Here is a 17,585-nt window from a genome sequence, read left to right on the forward strand (position 1 = left end):
TAATGCAAAGGCCCCATCGGCCACAAGTCAGAGTTTTTTGCTGTATGTCCAAGTGGGCACATTTGCATCGCGCGCCACCGAATAGCTTTCGGCATCACCAAGGTATTCGAACCCGCAATGGGTCAGAACCCGGGCCGAGGCCGGATTGTCCTGAAACACGCTGGCAAACATGGTGGCGTTTTCCAGCGGGTTGGCATTGACCAATGCCTCGACTGCTTCCGAAGCGATGCCGGTGTTCCAGTAAATCGGCGCGACCCAATAGCCGACTTCGGACTGGTTCCGATCCAGCCGTTTCAGCGAGATCAGGCCGATCAGCTCTGGGCCGTCATCCTTGGTGGCATCCATGACCCAGACGTCCTCGTCCCGGTCATCGGCCATCGAACGCGTGATAAACGCCTCGGTCGAACCCGGCACCAGCGGATGCGCGATACTGGTAGTCATGCGCGCCACGCGCTCATCACCTGCATAATGTTCAATGAGACCCAAATCCGAACGGCGCAACGGGCGCAGATCGAACCGCTCGGTTTCGATGACCGGCTGGTTTATTATTGTCTCAAGTTTCATGAGTGCGTTCCTCCTCCGAACAACACAAAAAGTACGGACGCGACAGTGAGACTGGCTAACGTCCACATCAGATATTTTTCCACGGGCCGACCTTCAACCACGTGGGCAATTCTATCTCCGGCAAAAGTCCAGATTGGATGTAAAACCGCCTGGCAAAACAATAAACAGAGAGCGATCGTGAACGTTGCGTTAAAGGTGGGCGTGCCAGCTGCAACGAACCCGGTAAACCCGGCAATGATCATGGCCCAAGCCTTTGGATTAAGGGGATGAACAATCAATCCCGCCCAAAAACCGGGCACTTCTCCGGTTGCCTCACTGCGCGAAAGGCGCAGATTGGCGATTTTCCATGCCAGCCAACAGATATACGCCGCCGAAGCGTATTTCAGGACCGTAAAGACCATCGGTGCCTGATCCGCGAGTTGTAGCAGACCAAATCCCACCGGCCAGATGATCAACTGTTTGCCCAAGATCACGCCAGCTACAAACGGCAATGCCGCTTGGAACCCATAACGCGCACCTGTGCCCAACAGAACCATATTGGCAGGACCCGGCGTACCGACCTGACTGGCGGCGAAGATAAGAAAACTGGTGGTGGCAACCGTCATTTGATCGCCTCCCACGTGATCCGGTCCAGTTCCATCCACTGAAGCATCACAATTTCGCCAGTCGAACGCACAACGGTTTCGGATTGCGAGGTTGGAACGAAGCCAAGCTTGGACAGCACGGAACGAGAGCGTTCGTTGCCAAGATGGTAAGAAGCCTTCAGGCTGTTGCTGTCACCATTAAAGTGACGGTGAACAACAGCGCCTGCGCTCTCGGTCGCAAGGCCTTGACCCCAATAGGACTGTCCCAGCCAATACCCGAGCTCTTCACCTGCAGAAACCGTGCCGATCAGTTGGCCGTCTTTTTCAATCGCAAACGCATCATAAACTTGTGAAGCCAGATTGGTGACGAAGTTTTCCGCGTCTTCAATGGTAAAGGGAAACGGAATGCTGTTCACCCAGCGCACAACATCCAGATCGTTCAGGAGCGCAACCATACGCGAAGAGTCTTCACGCCGGAACCGACGCAGGACAAGACGCTCTGTTTTAATCACTTCGGTCATGGGACCGCTCCTGAAAACGAGAAAGGGGACCGGCACTTTGTGCCGGTCCCCCATGAAATTTTCTTAAACCTTCTGGGTTTCGGCTTACTCTGCGGCCTCCGCCACTGGCAGGACCGAAATAAAGGTGCGGTTTTTGAGTCCCTTGTGGAACTTCACGGCGCCATCGACAGTTGCAAAGATGGTGTGGTCTTTGCCAATGCCTACGCCTTCGCCCGGCCAGAACTTGGTGCCGCGCTGACGTACGATGATGTTGCCTGCGATGGCTGCTTGGCCACCGTACAGTTTCACGCCAAGGCGGCGACCAGCTGAGTCGCGACCGTTACGGGAGGAACCGCCAGCTTTTTTATGTGCCATTCTCTCTCTCCTTAGCCTTTGGCCAGATCTTTGGCCTGCTCAACCCATTCGGGCTTCACTTTGACCGTTTCGATAGCAGCAATCTGCTCGTCCGACAAGGCGGCCAGAGCGGCAAAGCTCTCGATACCGGCTTCTGCCAGCTTTTTGGCAGCGGCGGGGCCGACACCGTTCAGTGCTGTCAGATCGTCAGCGGCAGCAGCAGGTGCCTCTGCTTTGGCTTCAGCTTTCTTGGCAGGCTTTTTCGCCGCCGGAGCAGCTTCGCCAGCCGGAGCCGAACCGGTTGCAGCTTTGATGCCAGACTTGTCAGCGCCCGACGCCAGGATGTCGGTGATCTTGACCAGAGTCAGTTTCTGACGGTGGCCAACGGTACGCTTCGAGCTGTGCTTACGACGGCGTTTGACGAACTTGATGACCTTGTCACCTTTGATCTGTTCGATCACTTCGGCCTGAACGCCTGCGCCTTCAACGAAAGGTGCACCAACAACCGGAGCGTCGCCGCCCAGCATCAGAACATCGTTGAATTGAACTGTTTCACCTGCGTCGGCAGCCAGCTTTTCAACACGGAGCACATCGCCCGCCTGAACCTTGTACTGCTTGCCGCCAGTCTTGAGGACCGCAAACATGCGTCTTTCCTTTTCTAACCCGCGTTCTGTGGTCCCCGGTTGGGTGTTTCGGCCTAAGCCACCTCGAACAGCGCGCCCTTTTCGGGCTGTGTGACGACCCTTGGGATCAGCCCCTTGGGTCAATAATAACGAGACCCGGCGCGGAAAATCCGGCCGGGATGCGCGCTTATCCATAGAATACCGGTGAAAGTCAACATCAAATGCAGGTCAAAGATCCGACGCGCTCAGAACCCTCGAGACCGCCTGCCCCAGTTGATAATAGATCTGGTCGTACATCAGATCGAAACCATCGAAAAACGCCTCATTCACCGCCTGTCCGGTTTCGGTTCGGGAAAAGGCGATGTTCTCGCGCATCTGGGCTTCGTTCAGTGGCTGATAGGCAATCAGAAGAAAAGAGTACATCCAGATTCTGGTTTCTTCCGTAACGCTGTCCTTGTCCGACAAGAGCTGCGCCAGAATGTCTTCTGAACTTGAACCGATATCGGCGCTCAGGCCGCGGAAGAAATTGTAGTCCGAACTGAGCGAGCTGTGAACGTTCTTTTCGATCAGATCATTGACTTCGATGTATTCGTCAACAAGCCGATAGAACTGGCCGTCGCGCGAACCGTTGACGTAGTTTTCACGCGCCATGTCCTTGATTGTGTCATCTGCAAAAGCCTGCCGGGCTGAATTTTCCAGCGAGACAATGGTTTGCCCAAGATCGCTTTCAAAGAACACGATCGCGCGGTCCATTTCGCTGTCTGTCAGACTGGTTCCAAAGGTCTGAGAGATCTGCTCGCGCATCCAAATCGGATCATAAATTTCATCCACCTGCGCTTCGAACAAAGGGCCGCCTTTACTCGCCAGAAACGTATCGTTCAGGTCCTGGCCGTGCACCATGCCCTCTTCCCGCAGGATGTCGATGACATGCTCTAAATGGAGTGCCTGCATCAGGCGCTCGACCCTTTCTTCCGCTGCCAGAGGCGAAGCGCAGAACACAAGGGATAAGCAGAAGGCAAATAGGCGCATCAGATATCCTGAGCCGGGTGTAGATCAGCCATCCGAGCCGCGAGAACTTCGAACTTCATCGCCATGATTTCGTACTGAATGGCATTCAGTAACTCATAGACTTCCTGCATCAAAGGCTGCTCCAGCGCCTCCGCATATGCGATCACCTCGGAATCTGAGAAGTCCTGATAGGTATAGGCTGCGCCGGCAAGCGCGGACAGCTGCAGCGCCTGACGCATGCCAGCTTCATTCCGCTTCATCATCTGGCGCAGTTCATCCGCCCCAAGTTGCAGATCGATCACGCCCGACGCGCTGGCGGCCAGAAGGAAACGCACCTGAATTTCCTGCAGCGCGCGCAAAGCCGTGCCGCTGGAATCAATCGCATTGTTCATGCGCTTCAGGTTTTCGACGCGCATGGAGCCATTCTTGATCAGTTCGGAAACGATCTCCTGACCTTCCAGTTGCTTTGCCTCGTCATCCTCGATCATATGGGACGCATTTTCAGCTTCGACCAGACGTTGACCAAGGTCTGAGGCATAGAATTCCACCGCATGGTTCAACGCGTCGTCGCTCAGCGTCTGTTCAAGAATCGACACTGCGGTTTCGTGCATGTCCTTGGTGTCAAAAACTTCTTCGGTCAGTCGTGCCCAATCGGACCCGAAACCCTCGGGGTCGATTCCCAGCATTTGTGGAGCGGAGGCGGACGCAAGCGCGATACTCTCCAACGCAACGTCAAACCCCGTAGTGGTCAGAAAGGCCTCGATCCGGTCCCTTCCGGCAGCCGCAGCATGTTGAGACGCAACCGTAAGGGTCAGAAGCAGCAGAAAAAGCGGGAAAACGATGTGTCGTGCAAGATATGTCATAGGGTTAAGCCTAGGCGAAATACGGCGTCAGGCAATGGAAAATCCCAGCTTTGTAAATTTTGGGAATTTTCTGCTTGCACCCTCTCGCGTTCATCACTAAATCCCCCCCTCACAGACCCCCGCGGAGAGGTGCCGGAGTGGTCGAACGGGGCGGTCTCGAAAACCGTTGTGGGTGCAAGCCCACCCAGGGTTCGAATCCCTGTCTCTCCGCCACTATGCTCCTGATAAGTAAGAATAGTTATCGCCGATGCGGCGATTCATCAGGTTCCCATACCAGACCTCACAACCCCGAAATTTGACATACTATGTCACATTTCGAGTTCCGATTGCGCCGACTATGTCATCGGTCCGGTCCAATTTTCACGGCAAATGCGTCGTTCAGGCAGCCATTGCTGATCGCAGATCGACAATGGGAAACGGGCCCCGCAGAGCTGTTTGAGAAGTAGCAAGAGTCAAACCAGCAAAATACTTTTTCAGAGACTCTCTCAGTAGACAGGTTCGGTTTTTTCCGAATTTCCGGAGCGAGATTTCGTGTGTGCGAATTGCTCCACAGGCTCGACGTTGAAATACTTGCAATATTTCAGTATGTTACCCATTGCTTGCAGATCGGACGATGCTTAGCAGGCGACCTTCGCAGGGCCAGCACGTCACCACACATCTCGCATTTTACGGTAAAAAATCCTGTCCAAGTGGCGTCACCAACTTTTTTAATTTTTTTTTACGGATGCTCATCTTGCAGCAGACCCCCTGCCCTTTGCTGCACATAAATAGTTGCTCTTGAGGCGATTGATGGCTTGTTCAGCTTTCATTCGATCAATGACCTGCTGACGAAGAGGGCGAAACGCGAGACCTGCCGCGACCTGGCCAGAAATCTGTTGAACTGACGCGTAGCAGTGGCTGGCGGTGCGGGACGGTCAAATAAATCGCCAGCAATGATAAACAGGTCGGGCTGATGTTGCTCCAGCGCAGCTACGATCTGCTCCAGAACAACATCGTGATCCTCTGCCAGAGAAAAGCCATGCAATTGACGGCCAAGATGAAGGTCGGCGGTGTGAAGTATGCGCACGATTCTATACCATATATTTTTTATACGTATATTTTTTATATGGACGATACGCGCACGTCAAGGTATTCTACCTCCATGGCTTTCGACGACCTCAAACACGCCCAGCGAGAACGGCTTGAATATTTGGACCAATGCCTGACTTGGCGCGGCATGGCCAACAGGCGTGATCTTGTTGTGCGGTTTGAAATCTCGATCGCTCAGGCAGCATTGGATTTTCGGCTGTATCTGGAGCGCTCAGGCAAAGGTGCGCCAGTCTACGATACCGGGCGCAAAACCTATCTAACTGGGCCGGAATTCATTCCACTCACTACAGCCAATCCTAATATGATGGCCGAATTTTTGCTGGATCAGCCCTCGCCGCACCCCGCTGGAAGCCTGCCACGGCTTGAGCGCCGCAACACCCCGGAAGTAATAGCCCAGCTCTACCGTGCCATGCACTCAAAAATGGCGATTAAAGTCTGCTATATCTCGATGACGACCGGCGACAGCGAAGCTCAGTGGATCGTGCCGACACGGTTTGCATCGGATGGCGAACGCCTTCACCTACGAGCCTACAGTTGCAGACGTGACGCCTATCGCGACTACCTGCCGATCCGAATAGAACCGGAAAGCGATTTTTCCTGCCGGAAGCTGACTTCACCTCTGCCCAACGATGAAGATTGGCATACCCTTACCCGCATCCACCTACGCCCACACACGAATTTGTCCGCTGCGCAAGCCGCAGTTGTTCGCCGGGAATATGGTTTTGCGGATGAAACCCTATGCATTGAAACCCGAAAGGCATTGGAATTTTACGCGGCGCGCCGTTGGGGGTTGGATCAGAGCGGAGCACGGCTGGAAATCGCAAAGGTCGAATACGAGGCTATTACAGATGGTTTCAATTGAATTCTGGCTAAACACATTTTTCGCATATGAGCCACACTATTGAGTTTAAGGCCTTGGAGATTTTGCATTGTTCCAACTTCCTGAATGGCTAACCGCCAAATCCCGAAAACTTTCATCGCCGTCGCCGGAAAACGGCTCTGAAGAATCCGTTTCGCAGAATCCTGACGGCAGTTCCAACGTTACCACAATTGTAACCTCCAGGTTCTCCGCGGCAAGTAACACAACGCGGCCTGTTATCGAACTTGTGCGACCACACTTGGCGACCCGGGTTTGCCTGATTGTAACCGGCTACCAGGATTTTTTCTCTTCACTTTCGATCGTTATGCGGGAAATCCCGGACCTCAAGGACCGGGACGATGTGAAGATCCGCATCGCCTAGGGGCGATAGTTGATTAAGATGCCATGATTACGCTACGCCCCTCGGCTGAGACACAACTACCAGGGTAGAGAATTTGAAATTTCGAATCCTAACATACTGAAAATACTATGTGTTACAGACGATTTGTTCAGATTCATCTGTAATTGACTGATCAGCCTATGCGGGCCTTTTGTTTACATTAGATACATTAAACGCGATCCGTCATTGCTTCGTCGAGCAGGCAACATGGAGCTGATTTTCGTAGTTTTCGATCAGTTCCTGAAAAGCCAACAATGCGAAAACTGGAACACATGGTGTTGAACGTGTTTTCAACACCGTTCATTTTCGAAGACTCTCTTCATAATATCAGAGACATCATGGTCGCCCTTCGGCAGTCGAGATTTCCGCCACATATAAGCACTGGCCGCAAAGCCGGCGAGGCCGACACTAATGATGGCGCAAATAACGATCGCTTCATTTGTCATTCATGTCCCTCAGCCGTCTCAGCATCTCCATTTTTTCATGTGCTGAAGCTGGTTCGTCGCGCAACCTGACACGAAAAATATCTCCAAAATACCACTTTATGAGAGACACACCGATTTTGGGCAGCGCGTCATCCACAAAATTCACAACTTGAACCCGCACTTCTTTATCTAAGTGTAGAACAACGAATGACGAAATAGCGCTGCAGTCTGGTGAGACACGCGTCTCGAAAACGACTTCTGTGTCATCAAACTGGTCAAGCACTATGTCATGCAAAATACGGAGTTTTTTCGCTCGCTCTTGTTCTGCTCGCTGGCGCTCTTCTTCAGGGATGAACCGTGCTGCTCTGCGCCGCGGTGACACCCTATCGATAAACTCAGCTTCTTCCTCTTCTGTCAGCTCGGCCGCCGCCAGTTTTCCAGCTATGACAGCAGCGATTTTGTCTTCATCGATCATTTTCAACTCTTCGGCAGCCCTGCTCGATATGCATATTGGCGTCAAACCTCAGCAGCCTCTTCAACATAAAAGTCCACCGCGCTTGAAAGGCATTGGAACTATGCCGTCTTTCTATGCCAACCAAGCTGCCAGCTATGCCGATTTTACCCAAAGCCGGCTCCCCTGACCCCTTATTTTATTGGATTCAAACTTACCGAACCACTTCTGTAAACGGTCTCGAAAACCGTTGTGGGTGCAAGCCCACCCAGGGTTCGAATCCCTGTCTCTCCGCCACTATCCCATTGATATAAAATAAATTCGGTGAACTCGCCGCGCCGTGTCGCGTGATTGCGAAATGTCTCGCGGCGTTGAAACATAGTCATACCATGACAACATTTCGTGTTCCGACTGCGACAACAATGCCATCTCCTGGGTTCAAATCTGCCCCGTTACGATGCAGTTTATCAGACAACACTAAGCGGATTCATCGGGGCCAACTTGACTAGGGCCTCGATAACCTTGAGTGCCTTTTCTTGAGCCTGAATTGTTGCCACCAACGCCCGTTTGCGGATCTCTTGCCCCCGGCAGCGTTTCGATCTTGGAATGTGTCTTATCGAGATCGTCTTGGACAGATGCCAACACACTATCACGGTCCAAGATTCACATAGTTGTTTACTGATCTGTAGTGATCTGATGGAGGTATTTCCCGACTATCACCGCAGTTAATATTACCAGATAGAATTGTCCGGCAAGTCCGACCAGCATGGCGGCTTTCTGGGCAAGCGGTACGGCGGGCACAATTTCCCCATATCCAACGGTCATCAAGGTTATGAAGGCAAAATACAGGATAGACCCCTCTTTATGGTATTCGTCCACTGTCTCGGGAAGGCCGTGCAATGATCCGGGTTGATAAAACTCGATTGCTAGAAACAGGAAGAATGCGACCAGGCCCAATGATAGATATCCTGACATAAGGCCAACAATGGTTTGCCGGTCGACAATTTCAGCTTTCCACTCATCCATCATGACCTTTGCCGTGATCGTTGCGTAGAAGGCAAGATAAACTGTCGTGTGCCCAAGAAACGCTCCATCCTGCCACGCATTCAGAGTGGATACGATTTGAAACCCAATGGACAACGTAATCAGGAAAACGAGAAATCCTGCAACTTTGGGATTGTCCCAAGTAAGCGATAACCCAGCCAAAAAATTGATCAGAAACATAGCTGAGAACAGGCCATGCTGGAAGGATACTTCGCCCAGAACCAACGATCCAAATAGAATCAATAGTTGCGAAGTAAAGTAAATTTCTATGCGGAAATTGTACACAGAAGACACAATCATAGCCTCAATGAGAACCGGCGAATTTGCTTCGCTCTGCTTCGACCATGCCAGGAGAAAAACCTGGCATGGTCGAGTTGGAGAGTTTCACGGAATGAAAACAGGATGCCGGACGCGCCTATTGTCCAGCGATCGTGCGCGCAATGTGATCCGCAAGATCGCGGATGATCTCGGAATGCGCTTTGGCCACCGCATCCAGTGATTCATCAGGAATTGGGACCGTCAGTGAAAAGCGACGCAACCTTTCTCGGTGGCTATAATTTCCGGACGGGGACGTCAGATTGTATTGCCCGTTTAGCGTCAAGGATTTGCCGGGTGAGCTGACAAGGTTTCTGACTTTGACATTCACCTGTACGTCCGCCGGGGTTTCCAGCGGCCACGGTTCTGTTGCGACACTCGCCGATGGCAGCGCCTGGTCCAGCCCAAGCGCAAGCTGTTCGGTCAATGCCCGATCAGGCTCATCTGCCCAAAAGCCACTTTTGGTGGCGCGCAGAACGCCGTCTTCTCCCAGCACTGAAATCTCAGTGTCTTCCGCATGAAGCGGAAGATCGACACTGGTGACCTCGACCGACCGAACATTTGACCGATAAGTCTGACCGGGGGCAACGTCCGGTAACAAATACCGGTCCTGTGCCCCGCCACAAGCCGCCAGAGTCATGAGGAGCAGAAGCGCAGGAATTTTGCGGAAAACGTTACTCATTGTCATCGTCCTATCAGGAGTGAGTTGGGTTTGCGGCGGATAGCCTGAACAAGTGCTTCAATGGATTTCACCGCATCTCGAAGATCGCCGATCGCTGCCTGAACCTCGCGGTTGACCGGAGAATTTGGCCCGTATGCACCGATCGTGGATTCCGCAGTATCGGCCAGCTTGTCCAAACGCTTGGCGAGTTCCGGCAATTGCGTCGCAGCTGCTGCAATACTGTCCGCAGCATTACTGGCCGAATTCAGCGTATTGTTCAGGCTGTCTACGGCACCACCTTTGCGCAGTTCTTCAAGCGTGAGATTGGCTTGTTCCAGCGCACCGGAAAGCGCGCCCGGTACGCTTTCCATATCCGGGTTTGACAGGAACTCGTTGACGGACTGCAACACCGCATCGGCAGACTCGACCGCGTTGGCCAACGGCAGGTCATTTGCATTTTCGACAAAGGCGTCGATGTCACCAAGCAAGTCGGGAAGTCCGTTGCTTGCGGTTGAAATGTTGGCCGCGGCCGCGCGCACATCTTCCAATGCGCCCACGATGCTTTCAACACCATCGCTTTCGTCAAACCGACGCAAGATATCGTTGACCGAGTGCATAGCCCCTTGCAGATCCGCGGGAAGGTTCTGAATGCCATCAGACGCGGCAACCGTGTTCACACTTTCCAGTAGCTCGCGAACATCTTTCGGAATCGCCTTAGTGTTTTGGTCCGCAACAATCGCATCTATGCCGGTCAGCAGTTTGATTGTGCGGTCCATGATCTCTTCAATCGGAAGCGCTGAAACGCGCTCCAACACACCTTCGGCTGCAACGGCCAGGGTTTCCGGCGGGGTCGGCGTTGTTGGCAGCACAGGATAGGGCTCGACATCCCGTTGCAGAACTGCAGGTTCGGCTTCGGAATCTTCGTAAAGCTCGATATGCAAACCGCCCGAGAACAACGAGTTTGCGGCAAGGCGCGCCCGCAGACCGGTTCGGGCAACCATACCTTCCAGCAGGTCCAGCGTTTCGTCAGAGGTTGCGACATCTTCCAGCCCCAGCCGGGTCGGCTGAACAGTGTAGGACGCCAACATGCGAATATCAGGATCACCCTGATCGTTCACAATCGTCACGGCGGAAAGGGTCTGAACCTGCCCGACCTTCAGTCCGCGGAACAGAACATCCGATCCTTCCTTCAGCCCTTTTAGTGAGCCTTCAAAGGCAGAAGACAGATGAACGGTCGCGCGCAGGTTTTCGTCCAACAGGCTTTCCTTGGCGTGCGCCTCAGATGGGTACAGGTCGAAGACGGCAAGGTTTTCAATTGGCTCTCCGCCGGAAATCGTAGTGTCGAATTGAATGCCACCCTGCAGCAGCGACGCAAGGCTGCCGACATGCAGCGCAATACCTTCGTCATTGAGTTCGAGGCTAACGCCCGACGCGTTCCAAAACCGTGTCCCGGTATTGATCAGCTTACCATACGGATCGTCTATGAACGCGGTTATGAGGACCGTATCGCTGCCTGGATTGTAGTCCACAGCTTCAACCGATCCCATTTTGACGCCTTTGTGCAAAATGGGCGCTCCGACCGAGACCGATCCGGTGTTCGGGGTGCTGAGCCTGATTTCGATACCCTGTGCGCCTGGAAGGATAACCGGCGGATCCTGCAATGCGGTAAACTCGCGGGCTCGTTCACCTTGTTCGGCGTCCCATTCAACATTGATGTAGGCACCAGACAGCAACGTGCTCAGTCCGGAGATACCGCTGGTCGAGACTTTGGCCGTAACCAGCCAAAACTCCGTCTCGGCATCCAGATATTTTGACATATCCTTGTGGATATTGGCTTTTACGACAACGGTCTTGAGATCGTCGGTGTAATCCAGTTCCGTAACGACGCCGACCGGCAGCTCACGAAACTTGATCTCGGTTTTCCCTGGCTCGATTCCGGTTGCTTCGGTGAACCGGATTTCGATTGGAACATCCCTGTTGGAATAGCTGTCCAGCGCCAGTCCAAGCGCGCCCAAAAGGGCGACAACCGGAACCAGCCAGACAATCGAAAGATTGCTTAGCAGCCCTTTTTTCTTCGTCTTTATTTCGGGCGTGCGCATACCACCAGACTCACTCATGGCTGTCTTCTACTCCCCTATCCCAGATAAGTTTGGTATCGATGCACTGTGCGGAGATCATGGTGCAAACCACGGACAGCGCGAAACAAATGGCGCCCAGACCGGGCACGATTGCAACGATTGCGCCAAGGTTCACCAACCCGGCAAGCAATGCCACAACGAACACGTCGATCATTGACCAGCGGCCTATGAATTCAACGAACTCATACAACAGCAATCGAGAATGATTGCTCAGGTTCCACCCCAGCTGAATGCTCACTATCAGAAACGCAATGATGGCAATCTTGGCCAGCGGGATCACAAGGCTCGCCACCAGAATGACGATGGCGACGAAATAGTTTCCGGCTTCGAGAAAGATGATGATCCCCTCGATGATCGTGTGTCCTTCTTCGCTACCCAGAATCCGATTGCTGAGAAGCGGGTAAAGGTTTGCCGGTATCAAGAACAGAATACCGGTGATCAGCCAGGCCCATGTTTTTTGCAAACTGCCGGGAGTGCGTGCATGCAAGACCGCGCTGCAATTCCTGCACTCATGCGCCTGTTCATCGTGGACGGCACCGCAGATGTGGCAACCGACCCAGCCCATATCACATGCTCTGGTCATGCTCACCCTTTCGGATCAGAGACCAGACGGTCCAGCGGCAGATGGCGCTGTTTTTCAGGCCGATAACAACGACAAGCGCGCAGAAAAGCCAAAAGGCAATTCCAAATGAAATTGAGGCCAATCCAGCCACTTTGATCAAGGCTACCCCGGTCCCGATGATGAAGATCTCGGTCATGGCCCAGGGCGAGAGTTTTTCTGCGAAAAGAAAAACACGGCGGGCTTTTGAGGGCACTTTGTCCTGTTTCAACGCCCACATCACATAGAAAAGGGCCCCTGCCCGGATCATGGGTACAGCAACCACAAACAAAGCGACGGCCGCCGCCAGAATTACATACCAGCCATGGGCCAGCCCGGTGATGATCTGGACGATTGTCGCTTCATGAGACAGCCCGGATTTCGACATCTTCAGAAACGGGAAGTTCAGCATCGTGATCATCAGCACAACCGACGTCAACGCCAGTGCCAAAGATCGGTTCAGCGAGTCCTTCTTGGGGGCAACCAGTTTGAAATGACATCGCGTGCACCGTGCCACCTGCCCCGGTTCAACTGGTTGCAACACGTGTAACGTATCGCACGCCGGACATGCGATCAGCATGTCCGGGTCGTGTCGGAAAACGTCCTGATAATCTTCAAAACGACGGCTCGCCTCATCCTTCTGCATGCAAACCCTCATGCGTAAATATCCGATAGAGGCAGGGAACAATCAGTAGGGCCAACACGGTCGAGAATATCAGCCCGGAGATGATCGTGACGCCAAGCGGCATCCACAACGGGCTGCTGAAGGTTAACGGAATCATCCCAACAATTGTTGTAAGCGAAGTTGTAATGATCGGCCGCAAACGATCCGAGCCACCGCGCGCCGCAGCTGCACGAACAGACAGGCCCGAACGCGCGTGTTTGTTCATCGTGTCGATCATCACGATCGAGTCGTTCACGACAATACCAATCAACGCGATTACCCCGACCATTGCCATGAATGAAAACGGCAGTTGCAGGATGTAGAACCCAAGAAACGTCCCGGTCAGTGCCAGCGGAATTGTTGCCATGATAATGAGCGGCTGAATGAAGTTGTCGAACTGAAGCACAAGCAGCGCGGCAACAAGGAACAGAGCCACCAACAGCATGACACCAGCCGATCCGAAGACTTCGGCGCTGTCAGCGGCTTCGCCTGCAATGGTGTACCCGTAATCCTGACCCCACTGAGCGCTCAGTTTATCCAATTCAGGTAGCAGATCATCCAGAACTTGACTTGCGGTCTTTCCGGACACGTCTGACAGAACGGTAATCGCGCGTTCGCCGTTCCAATGCAGAATATTCAGCGCACTTTCTTTAAGCTCGACATCCACAAGCTCGGCAAGCGGTACCGAATTTCCGTTGCTGGTAATGACGTTCAGCAACTGCGGCTCACCAGGAATTGTCGGGCCACCCAGCTGGCCTTCCCGGCTGGGCCAGGCATACCCCATGCGAATATCAATATCTTCGCGAATCCCGCCCAGAACGTATTTTCCAACATCGTCAGTGTTCAGCATAAAGCGCACTTGCTTTGCCAATTCCTCTGCCGGCAAACCATAGAAGTTCAGAACTTCCATCTTTGGCTTCGCTTCGATGTCTAGCGCGACCAGTCCCAGATTGTCCCTGACATTTCGCGTGCCCTGAATTTCTTTGAGCTTGCTTTGCACATCCATCGACATATCCCGAAGACGATCGATATCAGGGCCGGACAGGACAATCTGCACAGGCGATTCAGGCGATGCATCACCCGCTGGCATGGTCAGGTTCAGTCGCCCACCGGGGCAACTTGTCATGGCGGAACCCAGTGCCGAACGGATGTCGTCTTCGTATTCGTAGGCGATCTTTTCACGGTCTTTGCGAGGCAAGAAAGTCCCGGTGAAGCCCACGTAGCTCAGGTCTTTTGTGCTCGAAAGCTGATCCGAAAGCGCCGGTGTGGAAAATGGGCTTTTTTCACCGACGTATTTGGTGACGCTTTTGAAAAAGGGCTGAGCCGCCAGAACGTCTCCGGCTGCGTCGGCACACATCTGCGCGGTTTCAAGAGACGTATCCGGCTCAAGCTCGATCAACACACCCATGTCCTGACCGTCGGAACGGCCCAACAATTCGCTGGGCAAAGTTGAAAAAGCCATCAGCGACGCTGTGAACACAGCGCCAGCGACAGCGGTCCATGCGATAGCTGTCAAACGATTGCGGACGAAAAACCTTTCAAGCAGGCTATCCAGGGATTCCGACAGTTTTTCAGAGATTCTGTCGATGGCGGTCTTTTTGACCACCGTCCCGGGCTTGGGCAGAACATAGCGCGACAGGGGAACCGCCAGAACAAGCGCAACCAGCAAGGCCATTAGCAGGGCAACAATCGCAGTGGATGGGAGAATGCGGATAAACTTGCCCGCCGTCCCCTCAATACCAAGCAGGGGTGCCATGGCAAACACCGTCGTCAGGGTGCCGGTCAGAGCAGGAATGGCGTAGGTTCTGATGGTTTCCAATGCGGCATCAGAGAACTTCTTACCCTTGACGAACATAGCATCATGCATGCCCTCCATCATCAGGATGAAAACGTCCACCAGCAGACCTAGGGCGATGACCATACCAATGATAACCATCTGGTTCAGAGTGAATCCAAACAGCGCCAAAACGATCAATGTTCCGGCAAAGGTGATCGGAATTGCCAGACCGGCGACCAGTGCCTCGCGCCAAGTCAAACTGAAAAACAGGATGACAAAGACAGCAAGCATCGCCTGCCAACCGTTGTTGAATACGTTGGTGAGGTTGGTGTTAATCGTGACCGAGTTGTCAGTCACCACATAGTATTCAATGCCCTCTGGCCAGGTTTCACGCGCGCGACGATCCGCCAGCAGTTCTTTGGCCTGAGTGATTACATTGATGGCGTCTGCACCGGGCTGTTTGGTCAGCGAAAGCTCGATCGCGGTTTTGAATGGTCCGTCGTCGATGCTGAAAGACGTTCTCGTGCGCTCTTCGGCCAGCGTTCGACGTACTTCGGCAACTTCGGACAGGCGGATCACACGCCCACTGTCGGCGCGGGTGATCGGCAGGTCGCGGATCTGATCCAGTGAATCAAAACGGCCCTGGAACCGGAAAATCGAGCCCAACTGTTCGCCGTCGAACTTACCCCAGGGCATGTTCAGATTGTTCTGCTCAAGCGCGTGTGCGACCTGAGTTGCGGAAATGCCTAATGATTGCAGGCGCGCGCCAATCAGGCGAATGGCGACGATGTCGTCTCGCTTGCCGATAACCTTTGCTTCGTTGACACCCTGAATGCGACCCAATTCTTTTTTCAGGTCTTCCGCGGTTTTGGACAGCTCCTCAAGACCAGCATCGCCAGTCAGGCGAATAGAAAAGATGGGCGAATCCGAAACGCGGGTCTGCTTCAGCTTGGGTTCTTTCGCGGCGGCAGGCAGCTCCGATTTGGCCTCAGCCAGCTTGGCGCGAAGATTGGTCATCGCTTCTTCCGGCGAGACGTTGGCGCGAAACTCGACGGAGATCACCGAAAACCCCTGAAACGAACCGCTGAGCAGTTTCTTGACGCCGGGAATATCTTTCAGGTGCTTTTCAAGCTTGAGCGTTACCTGCTGCTCGATGGTTTGTCCGTCAGCTTCGCCCCATTCGGTTGTAACAATCGCCGATGCGATGTTCAGGTCGGGCTGTGCCTCTTTCACCATACCGATGGCGGACATTACCCCGCCGACGACCAAAATGATCAGCAAAAGGCGCGCAAATGTTGTTTTGAGAATGAATACCCGGCTCAAAAATCCGGGAGCTTGGGACGTATCGCTCACTTGTCTGCCCCTTTTGCTTTGACCGAATTAACTTTCATTCCGTCCAGCAAGCGGCTCTTTCCGATTGTGACAACGGTGTCCCCTGCTCTCAGTCCCGAAGTGACTTCAACGCCTTCAAAATCGAACAGACCCAGTTCGACCTTGTGCTTCGTGACCGTGTTGTCATCCGAGAGTGTAAAGGCATACCTATCATCCCCTTCAGCCTTGATCGCTGACAGCGGCACAACAATCGCATCTTCCTTGTGCCCAACCTCGATCCAGACAGTGACAAAAGCGCCGTCGCGCAGTTTTTGCGTGCTGTTATCCAGATCTAGTCGGACGCGAATGGACCGGTCTGACGGGTCAACAGCAGGGCTGACCGAGGTCACCTGGGTCAATTGCCTGCCCGCTGCCCATGCGTCGACTGCGGACTGGTTTTGTTGTGTCGCGGTATCCGCGCCGAACTCTTGCGCCTTGGCGAGAAAGTCCTCGCTGATCACAACGGCGGGCTGACCAACCTTGACGCGCTCTGCAATGAACACGGGCAGGTTCACCGAAATCTCAAATTCATTCGGGTCGATCACGGCAATCGGGGCCGTGCGCGAGGCTGTGCCCAGGTTCGTTGCGTCAAATTGCTGTGGTGTAACATACTGATCTTCACGGATGTTGATAAACGAGACCACGCCATCAAACGGTGCGCGCAACTGACCGAGACGCAGTTGTGTTTTTGTCTGGTCGACACGGGCTGCTGCTGCGTCTTGCGCGGCCACTGCACCATCATATGCCGCCTGGGCAGTCTCCAGCTGCGCCGTGGTCGAAACGCCACGGTCGACCAGTGTTTTTGTGCGTTCAAGCTTCTGTCGGGCTGAAGTTACCTGAACTTGGGTATTTGCAAGCTCGGCTTGCGCAACCTTTAACGCAGCTTCCGCCTGAGAGTTGTCCAACTCTGCCAGCAATTCGCCTTCGGGATATTGCTCCGACGGTCCTGCGACTGCATTGCCCTCGTGCAAGAGGTTTCCGTTCTCAACCTTCTTAATGAAAACAACGCGCCCGGCTTTTTCGAACGAAAGAAAATCCCGGCGCACCGCTTGAACGGTCCCCTGCGCAACCTGAAAGTCGCTTATGTCCTTGCGGATGACGGGCGCAACCAGAACCGTCACAAGGTTCTCAGATTCCACCTGAGCGACCGCCGCAATTGGGCTTGCGGCCCCGATTGACAAACCAAGAGTGAAGATCAGGGGGGAAATACACTTTGAGAGAGGGAGCAAGGCTCTTCCTTCCTTTTTTCATTTGTCAATGCTTTGTGATCGCGATGCGTCCAAGCAAACCGGTCGGT

17 protein-coding genes and 1 tRNA gene are annotated in these 17,585 nt (G+C 53.6%); 2 read left to right on the plus strand and 16 right to left on the minus strand.

Annotated features, from left to right (window positions below; genetic code table 11):
• Positions 1 to 27: 27 nt before the first annotated feature.
• From MHN28_RS01455 to MHN28_RS01485, 7 genes are all read right to left on the minus strand, one after another.
• Positions 28 to 564 (minus strand): GNAT family N-acetyltransferase, encoded by a 537-nt coding sequence (locus tag MHN28_RS01455; RefSeq protein ID WP_239335230.1) that lies wholly within the window; start codon positions 562 to 564, stop codon positions 28 to 30.
• A complete protein-coding gene (locus MHN28_RS01460; protein WP_239335232.1) occupies positions 561 to 1,169 on the minus strand; it encodes a LysE family translocator in 609 nt (202 codons plus the stop codon). The genes MHN28_RS01455 and MHN28_RS01460 overlap by 4 nt, the downstream gene beginning before the upstream one ends.
• Positions 1,166 to 1,669, minus strand: a complete 504-nt coding sequence (locus MHN28_RS01465) for a GNAT family N-acetyltransferase (protein WP_239335234.1) — start codon at positions 1,667 to 1,669, stop codon at positions 1,166 to 1,168. Before MHN28_RS01465 ends, MHN28_RS01460 begins: the two co-directional genes overlap by 4 nt.
• A gap of 84 nt (positions 1,670 to 1,753) precedes the next feature.
• Positions 1,754 to 2,023, minus strand: a complete 270-nt coding sequence (rpmA, locus tag MHN28_RS01470) for a 50S ribosomal protein L27 (protein ID WP_050602452.1) — start codon at positions 2,021 to 2,023, stop codon at positions 1,754 to 1,756.
• Between the two features lie 11 nt (positions 2,024 to 2,034).
• The gene (locus tag MHN28_RS01475; protein WP_239335236.1) at positions 2,035 to 2,646 is read right to left on the minus strand and encodes a 50S ribosomal protein L21; all 612 of its coding nucleotides are present in this window, start codon (positions 2,644 to 2,646) and stop codon (positions 2,035 to 2,037) included.
• Between the two features lie 207 nt (positions 2,647 to 2,853).
• A complete protein-coding gene (locus MHN28_RS01480) occupies positions 2,854 to 3,654 on the minus strand; it encodes a DUF2059 domain-containing protein (RefSeq protein ID WP_239335238.1) in 801 nt (266 codons plus the stop codon).
• Positions 3,654 to 4,496, minus strand: coding sequence for a DUF2059 domain-containing protein (locus MHN28_RS01485; RefSeq protein ID WP_239335240.1), 843 nt, complete (start codon positions 4,494 to 4,496; stop codon positions 3,654 to 3,656). The genes MHN28_RS01480 and MHN28_RS01485 overlap by 1 nt, the downstream gene beginning before the upstream one ends.
• A 123-nt stretch (positions 4,497 to 4,619) precedes the next feature.
• Here MHN28_RS01485 and MHN28_RS01490 point away from each other — a divergent pair.
• Positions 4,620 to 4,709: transfer RNA gene (locus tag MHN28_RS01490), tRNA-Ser, on the plus strand.
• A 592-nt stretch (positions 4,710 to 5,301) separates the two neighbouring features.
• Here MHN28_RS01490 and MHN28_RS01495 read toward each other — a convergent pair.
• Positions 5,302 to 5,562, minus strand: a complete 261-nt coding sequence (locus MHN28_RS01495) for an exonuclease subunit SbcD (RefSeq protein WP_239335242.1) — start codon at positions 5,560 to 5,562, stop codon at positions 5,302 to 5,304.
• On the opposite strand from MHN28_RS01495, the gene MHN28_RS01500 reads away from it, so the two are divergent.
• Positions 5,449 to 6,447, plus strand: a complete 999-nt coding sequence (locus tag MHN28_RS01500; RefSeq protein WP_239335703.1) for a hypothetical protein — start codon at positions 5,449 to 5,451, stop codon at positions 6,445 to 6,447. The genes MHN28_RS01495 and MHN28_RS01500 overlap by 114 nt on opposite strands.
• 832 nt (positions 6,448 to 7,279) lie before the next feature.
• Here MHN28_RS01500 and MHN28_RS01505 read toward each other — a convergent pair.
• The 8 genes from MHN28_RS01505 to MHN28_RS01540 all read right to left on the minus strand — a co-directional run bounded on the left by MHN28_RS01505 (position 7,280) and on the right by MHN28_RS01540 (position 17,427).
• Positions 7,280 to 7,744 carry a hypothetical protein gene (locus tag MHN28_RS01505; protein WP_239335244.1) on the minus strand — a complete coding sequence of 155 codons (465 nt, stop codon included), beginning with the start codon at positions 7,742 to 7,744 and terminating at the stop codon, positions 7,280 to 7,282.
• Between the two features lie 651 nt (positions 7,745 to 8,395).
• Complete coding sequence (locus MHN28_RS24950) at positions 8,396 to 9,058, minus strand: ion channel (RefSeq protein ID WP_239335246.1); 663 nt, start codon at positions 9,056 to 9,058, stop codon at positions 8,396 to 8,398.
• A gap of 121 nt (positions 9,059 to 9,179) precedes the next feature.
• Positions 9,180 to 9,761: a membrane integrity-associated transporter subunit PqiC gene (locus tag MHN28_RS01515; protein ID WP_239335257.1), complete on the minus strand. Its 582-nt coding sequence runs from the start codon at positions 9,759 to 9,761 to the stop codon at positions 9,180 to 9,182.
• Between the two features lie 2 nt (positions 9,762 to 9,763).
• Positions 9,764 to 11,857: an intermembrane transport protein PqiB gene (locus tag MHN28_RS01520; protein WP_239335259.1), complete on the minus strand. Its 2,094-nt coding sequence runs from the start codon at positions 11,855 to 11,857 to the stop codon at positions 9,764 to 9,766.
• Entirely contained in the window at positions 11,850 to 12,461 is a 612-nt protein-coding gene (locus tag MHN28_RS01525; RefSeq protein WP_239335261.1) for a paraquat-inducible protein A, read from the minus strand. The genes MHN28_RS01520 and MHN28_RS01525 overlap by 8 nt, the downstream gene beginning before the upstream one ends.
• On the minus strand, positions 12,445 to 13,122 hold the full coding sequence (locus MHN28_RS01530) for a paraquat-inducible protein A (RefSeq protein WP_239335263.1): 678 nt from the start codon (positions 13,120 to 13,122) through the stop codon (positions 12,445 to 12,447). The genes MHN28_RS01525 and MHN28_RS01530 overlap by 17 nt, the downstream gene beginning before the upstream one ends.
• The gene (locus MHN28_RS01535; protein ID WP_239335265.1) at positions 13,109 to 16,270 is read right to left on the minus strand and encodes an efflux RND transporter permease subunit; all 3,162 of its coding nucleotides are present in this window, start codon (positions 16,268 to 16,270) and stop codon (positions 13,109 to 13,111) included. The genes MHN28_RS01530 and MHN28_RS01535 overlap by 14 nt, the downstream gene beginning before the upstream one ends.
• Positions 16,267 to 17,427, minus strand: coding sequence for an efflux RND transporter periplasmic adaptor subunit (locus tag MHN28_RS01540; protein WP_239335266.1), 1,161 nt, complete (start codon positions 17,425 to 17,427; stop codon positions 16,267 to 16,269). The genes MHN28_RS01535 and MHN28_RS01540 overlap by 4 nt, the downstream gene beginning before the upstream one ends.
• Positions 17,428 to 17,585 lie beyond the last annotated feature (158 nt).

Source organism: Ruegeria sp. Ofav3-42 (assembly GCF_022347725.1).
Taxonomy (GTDB): Bacteria; Pseudomonadota; Alphaproteobacteria; order Rhodobacterales; family Rhodobacteraceae; genus Ruegeria.

Bases quoted from the DNA above. Each gene is read 5' to 3' on its own strand.
- MHN28_RS01455 (WP_239335230.1), bottom strand. From the start codon at position 564: ATGAAACTTGAGACAATAATAAACCAGCCGGTCATCGAAACCGAGCGG.
- MHN28_RS01460 (WP_239335232.1), bottom strand. From the start codon at position 1,169: ATGACGGTTGCCACCACCAGTTTTCTTATCTTCGCCGCCAGTCAGGTC.
- MHN28_RS01465 (WP_239335234.1), bottom strand. From the start codon at position 1,669: ATGACCGAAGTGATTAAAACAGAGCGTCTTGTCCTGCGTCGGTTCCGG.
- rpmA (WP_050602452.1), bottom strand. From the start codon at position 2,023: ATGGCACATAAAAAAGCTGGCGGTTCCTCCCGTAACGGTCGCGACTCA.
- MHN28_RS01475 (WP_239335236.1), bottom strand. From the start codon at position 2,646: ATGTTTGCGGTCCTCAAGACTGGCGGCAAGCAGTACAAGGTTCAGGCG.
- MHN28_RS01480 (WP_239335238.1), bottom strand. From the start codon at position 3,654: ATGCGCCTATTTGCCTTCTGCTTATCCCTTGTGTTCTGCGCTTCGCCT.
- MHN28_RS01485 (WP_239335240.1), bottom strand. From the start codon at position 4,496: ATGACATATCTTGCACGACACATCGTTTTCCCGCTTTTTCTGCTGCTT.
- MHN28_RS01500 (WP_239335703.1), top strand. From the start codon at position 5,449: ATGTTGCTCCAGCGCAGCTACGATCTGCTCCAGAACAACATCGTGATC.
- MHN28_RS01505 (WP_239335244.1), bottom strand. From the start codon at position 7,744: ATGATCGATGAAGACAAAATCGCTGCTGTCATAGCTGGAAAACTGGCG.
- MHN28_RS01515 (WP_239335257.1), bottom strand. From the start codon at position 9,761: ATGAGTAACGTTTTCCGCAAAATTCCTGCGCTTCTGCTCCTCATGACT.
- MHN28_RS01520 (WP_239335259.1), bottom strand. From the start codon at position 11,857: ATGAGTGAGTCTGGTGGTATGCGCACGCCCGAAATAAAGACGAAGAAA.
- MHN28_RS01525 (WP_239335261.1), bottom strand. From the start codon at position 12,461: ATGACCAGAGCATGTGATATGGGCTGGGTCGGTTGCCACATCTGCGGT.
- MHN28_RS01530 (WP_239335263.1), bottom strand. From the start codon at position 13,122: ATGCAGAAGGATGAGGCGAGCCGTCGTTTTGAAGATTATCAGGACGTT.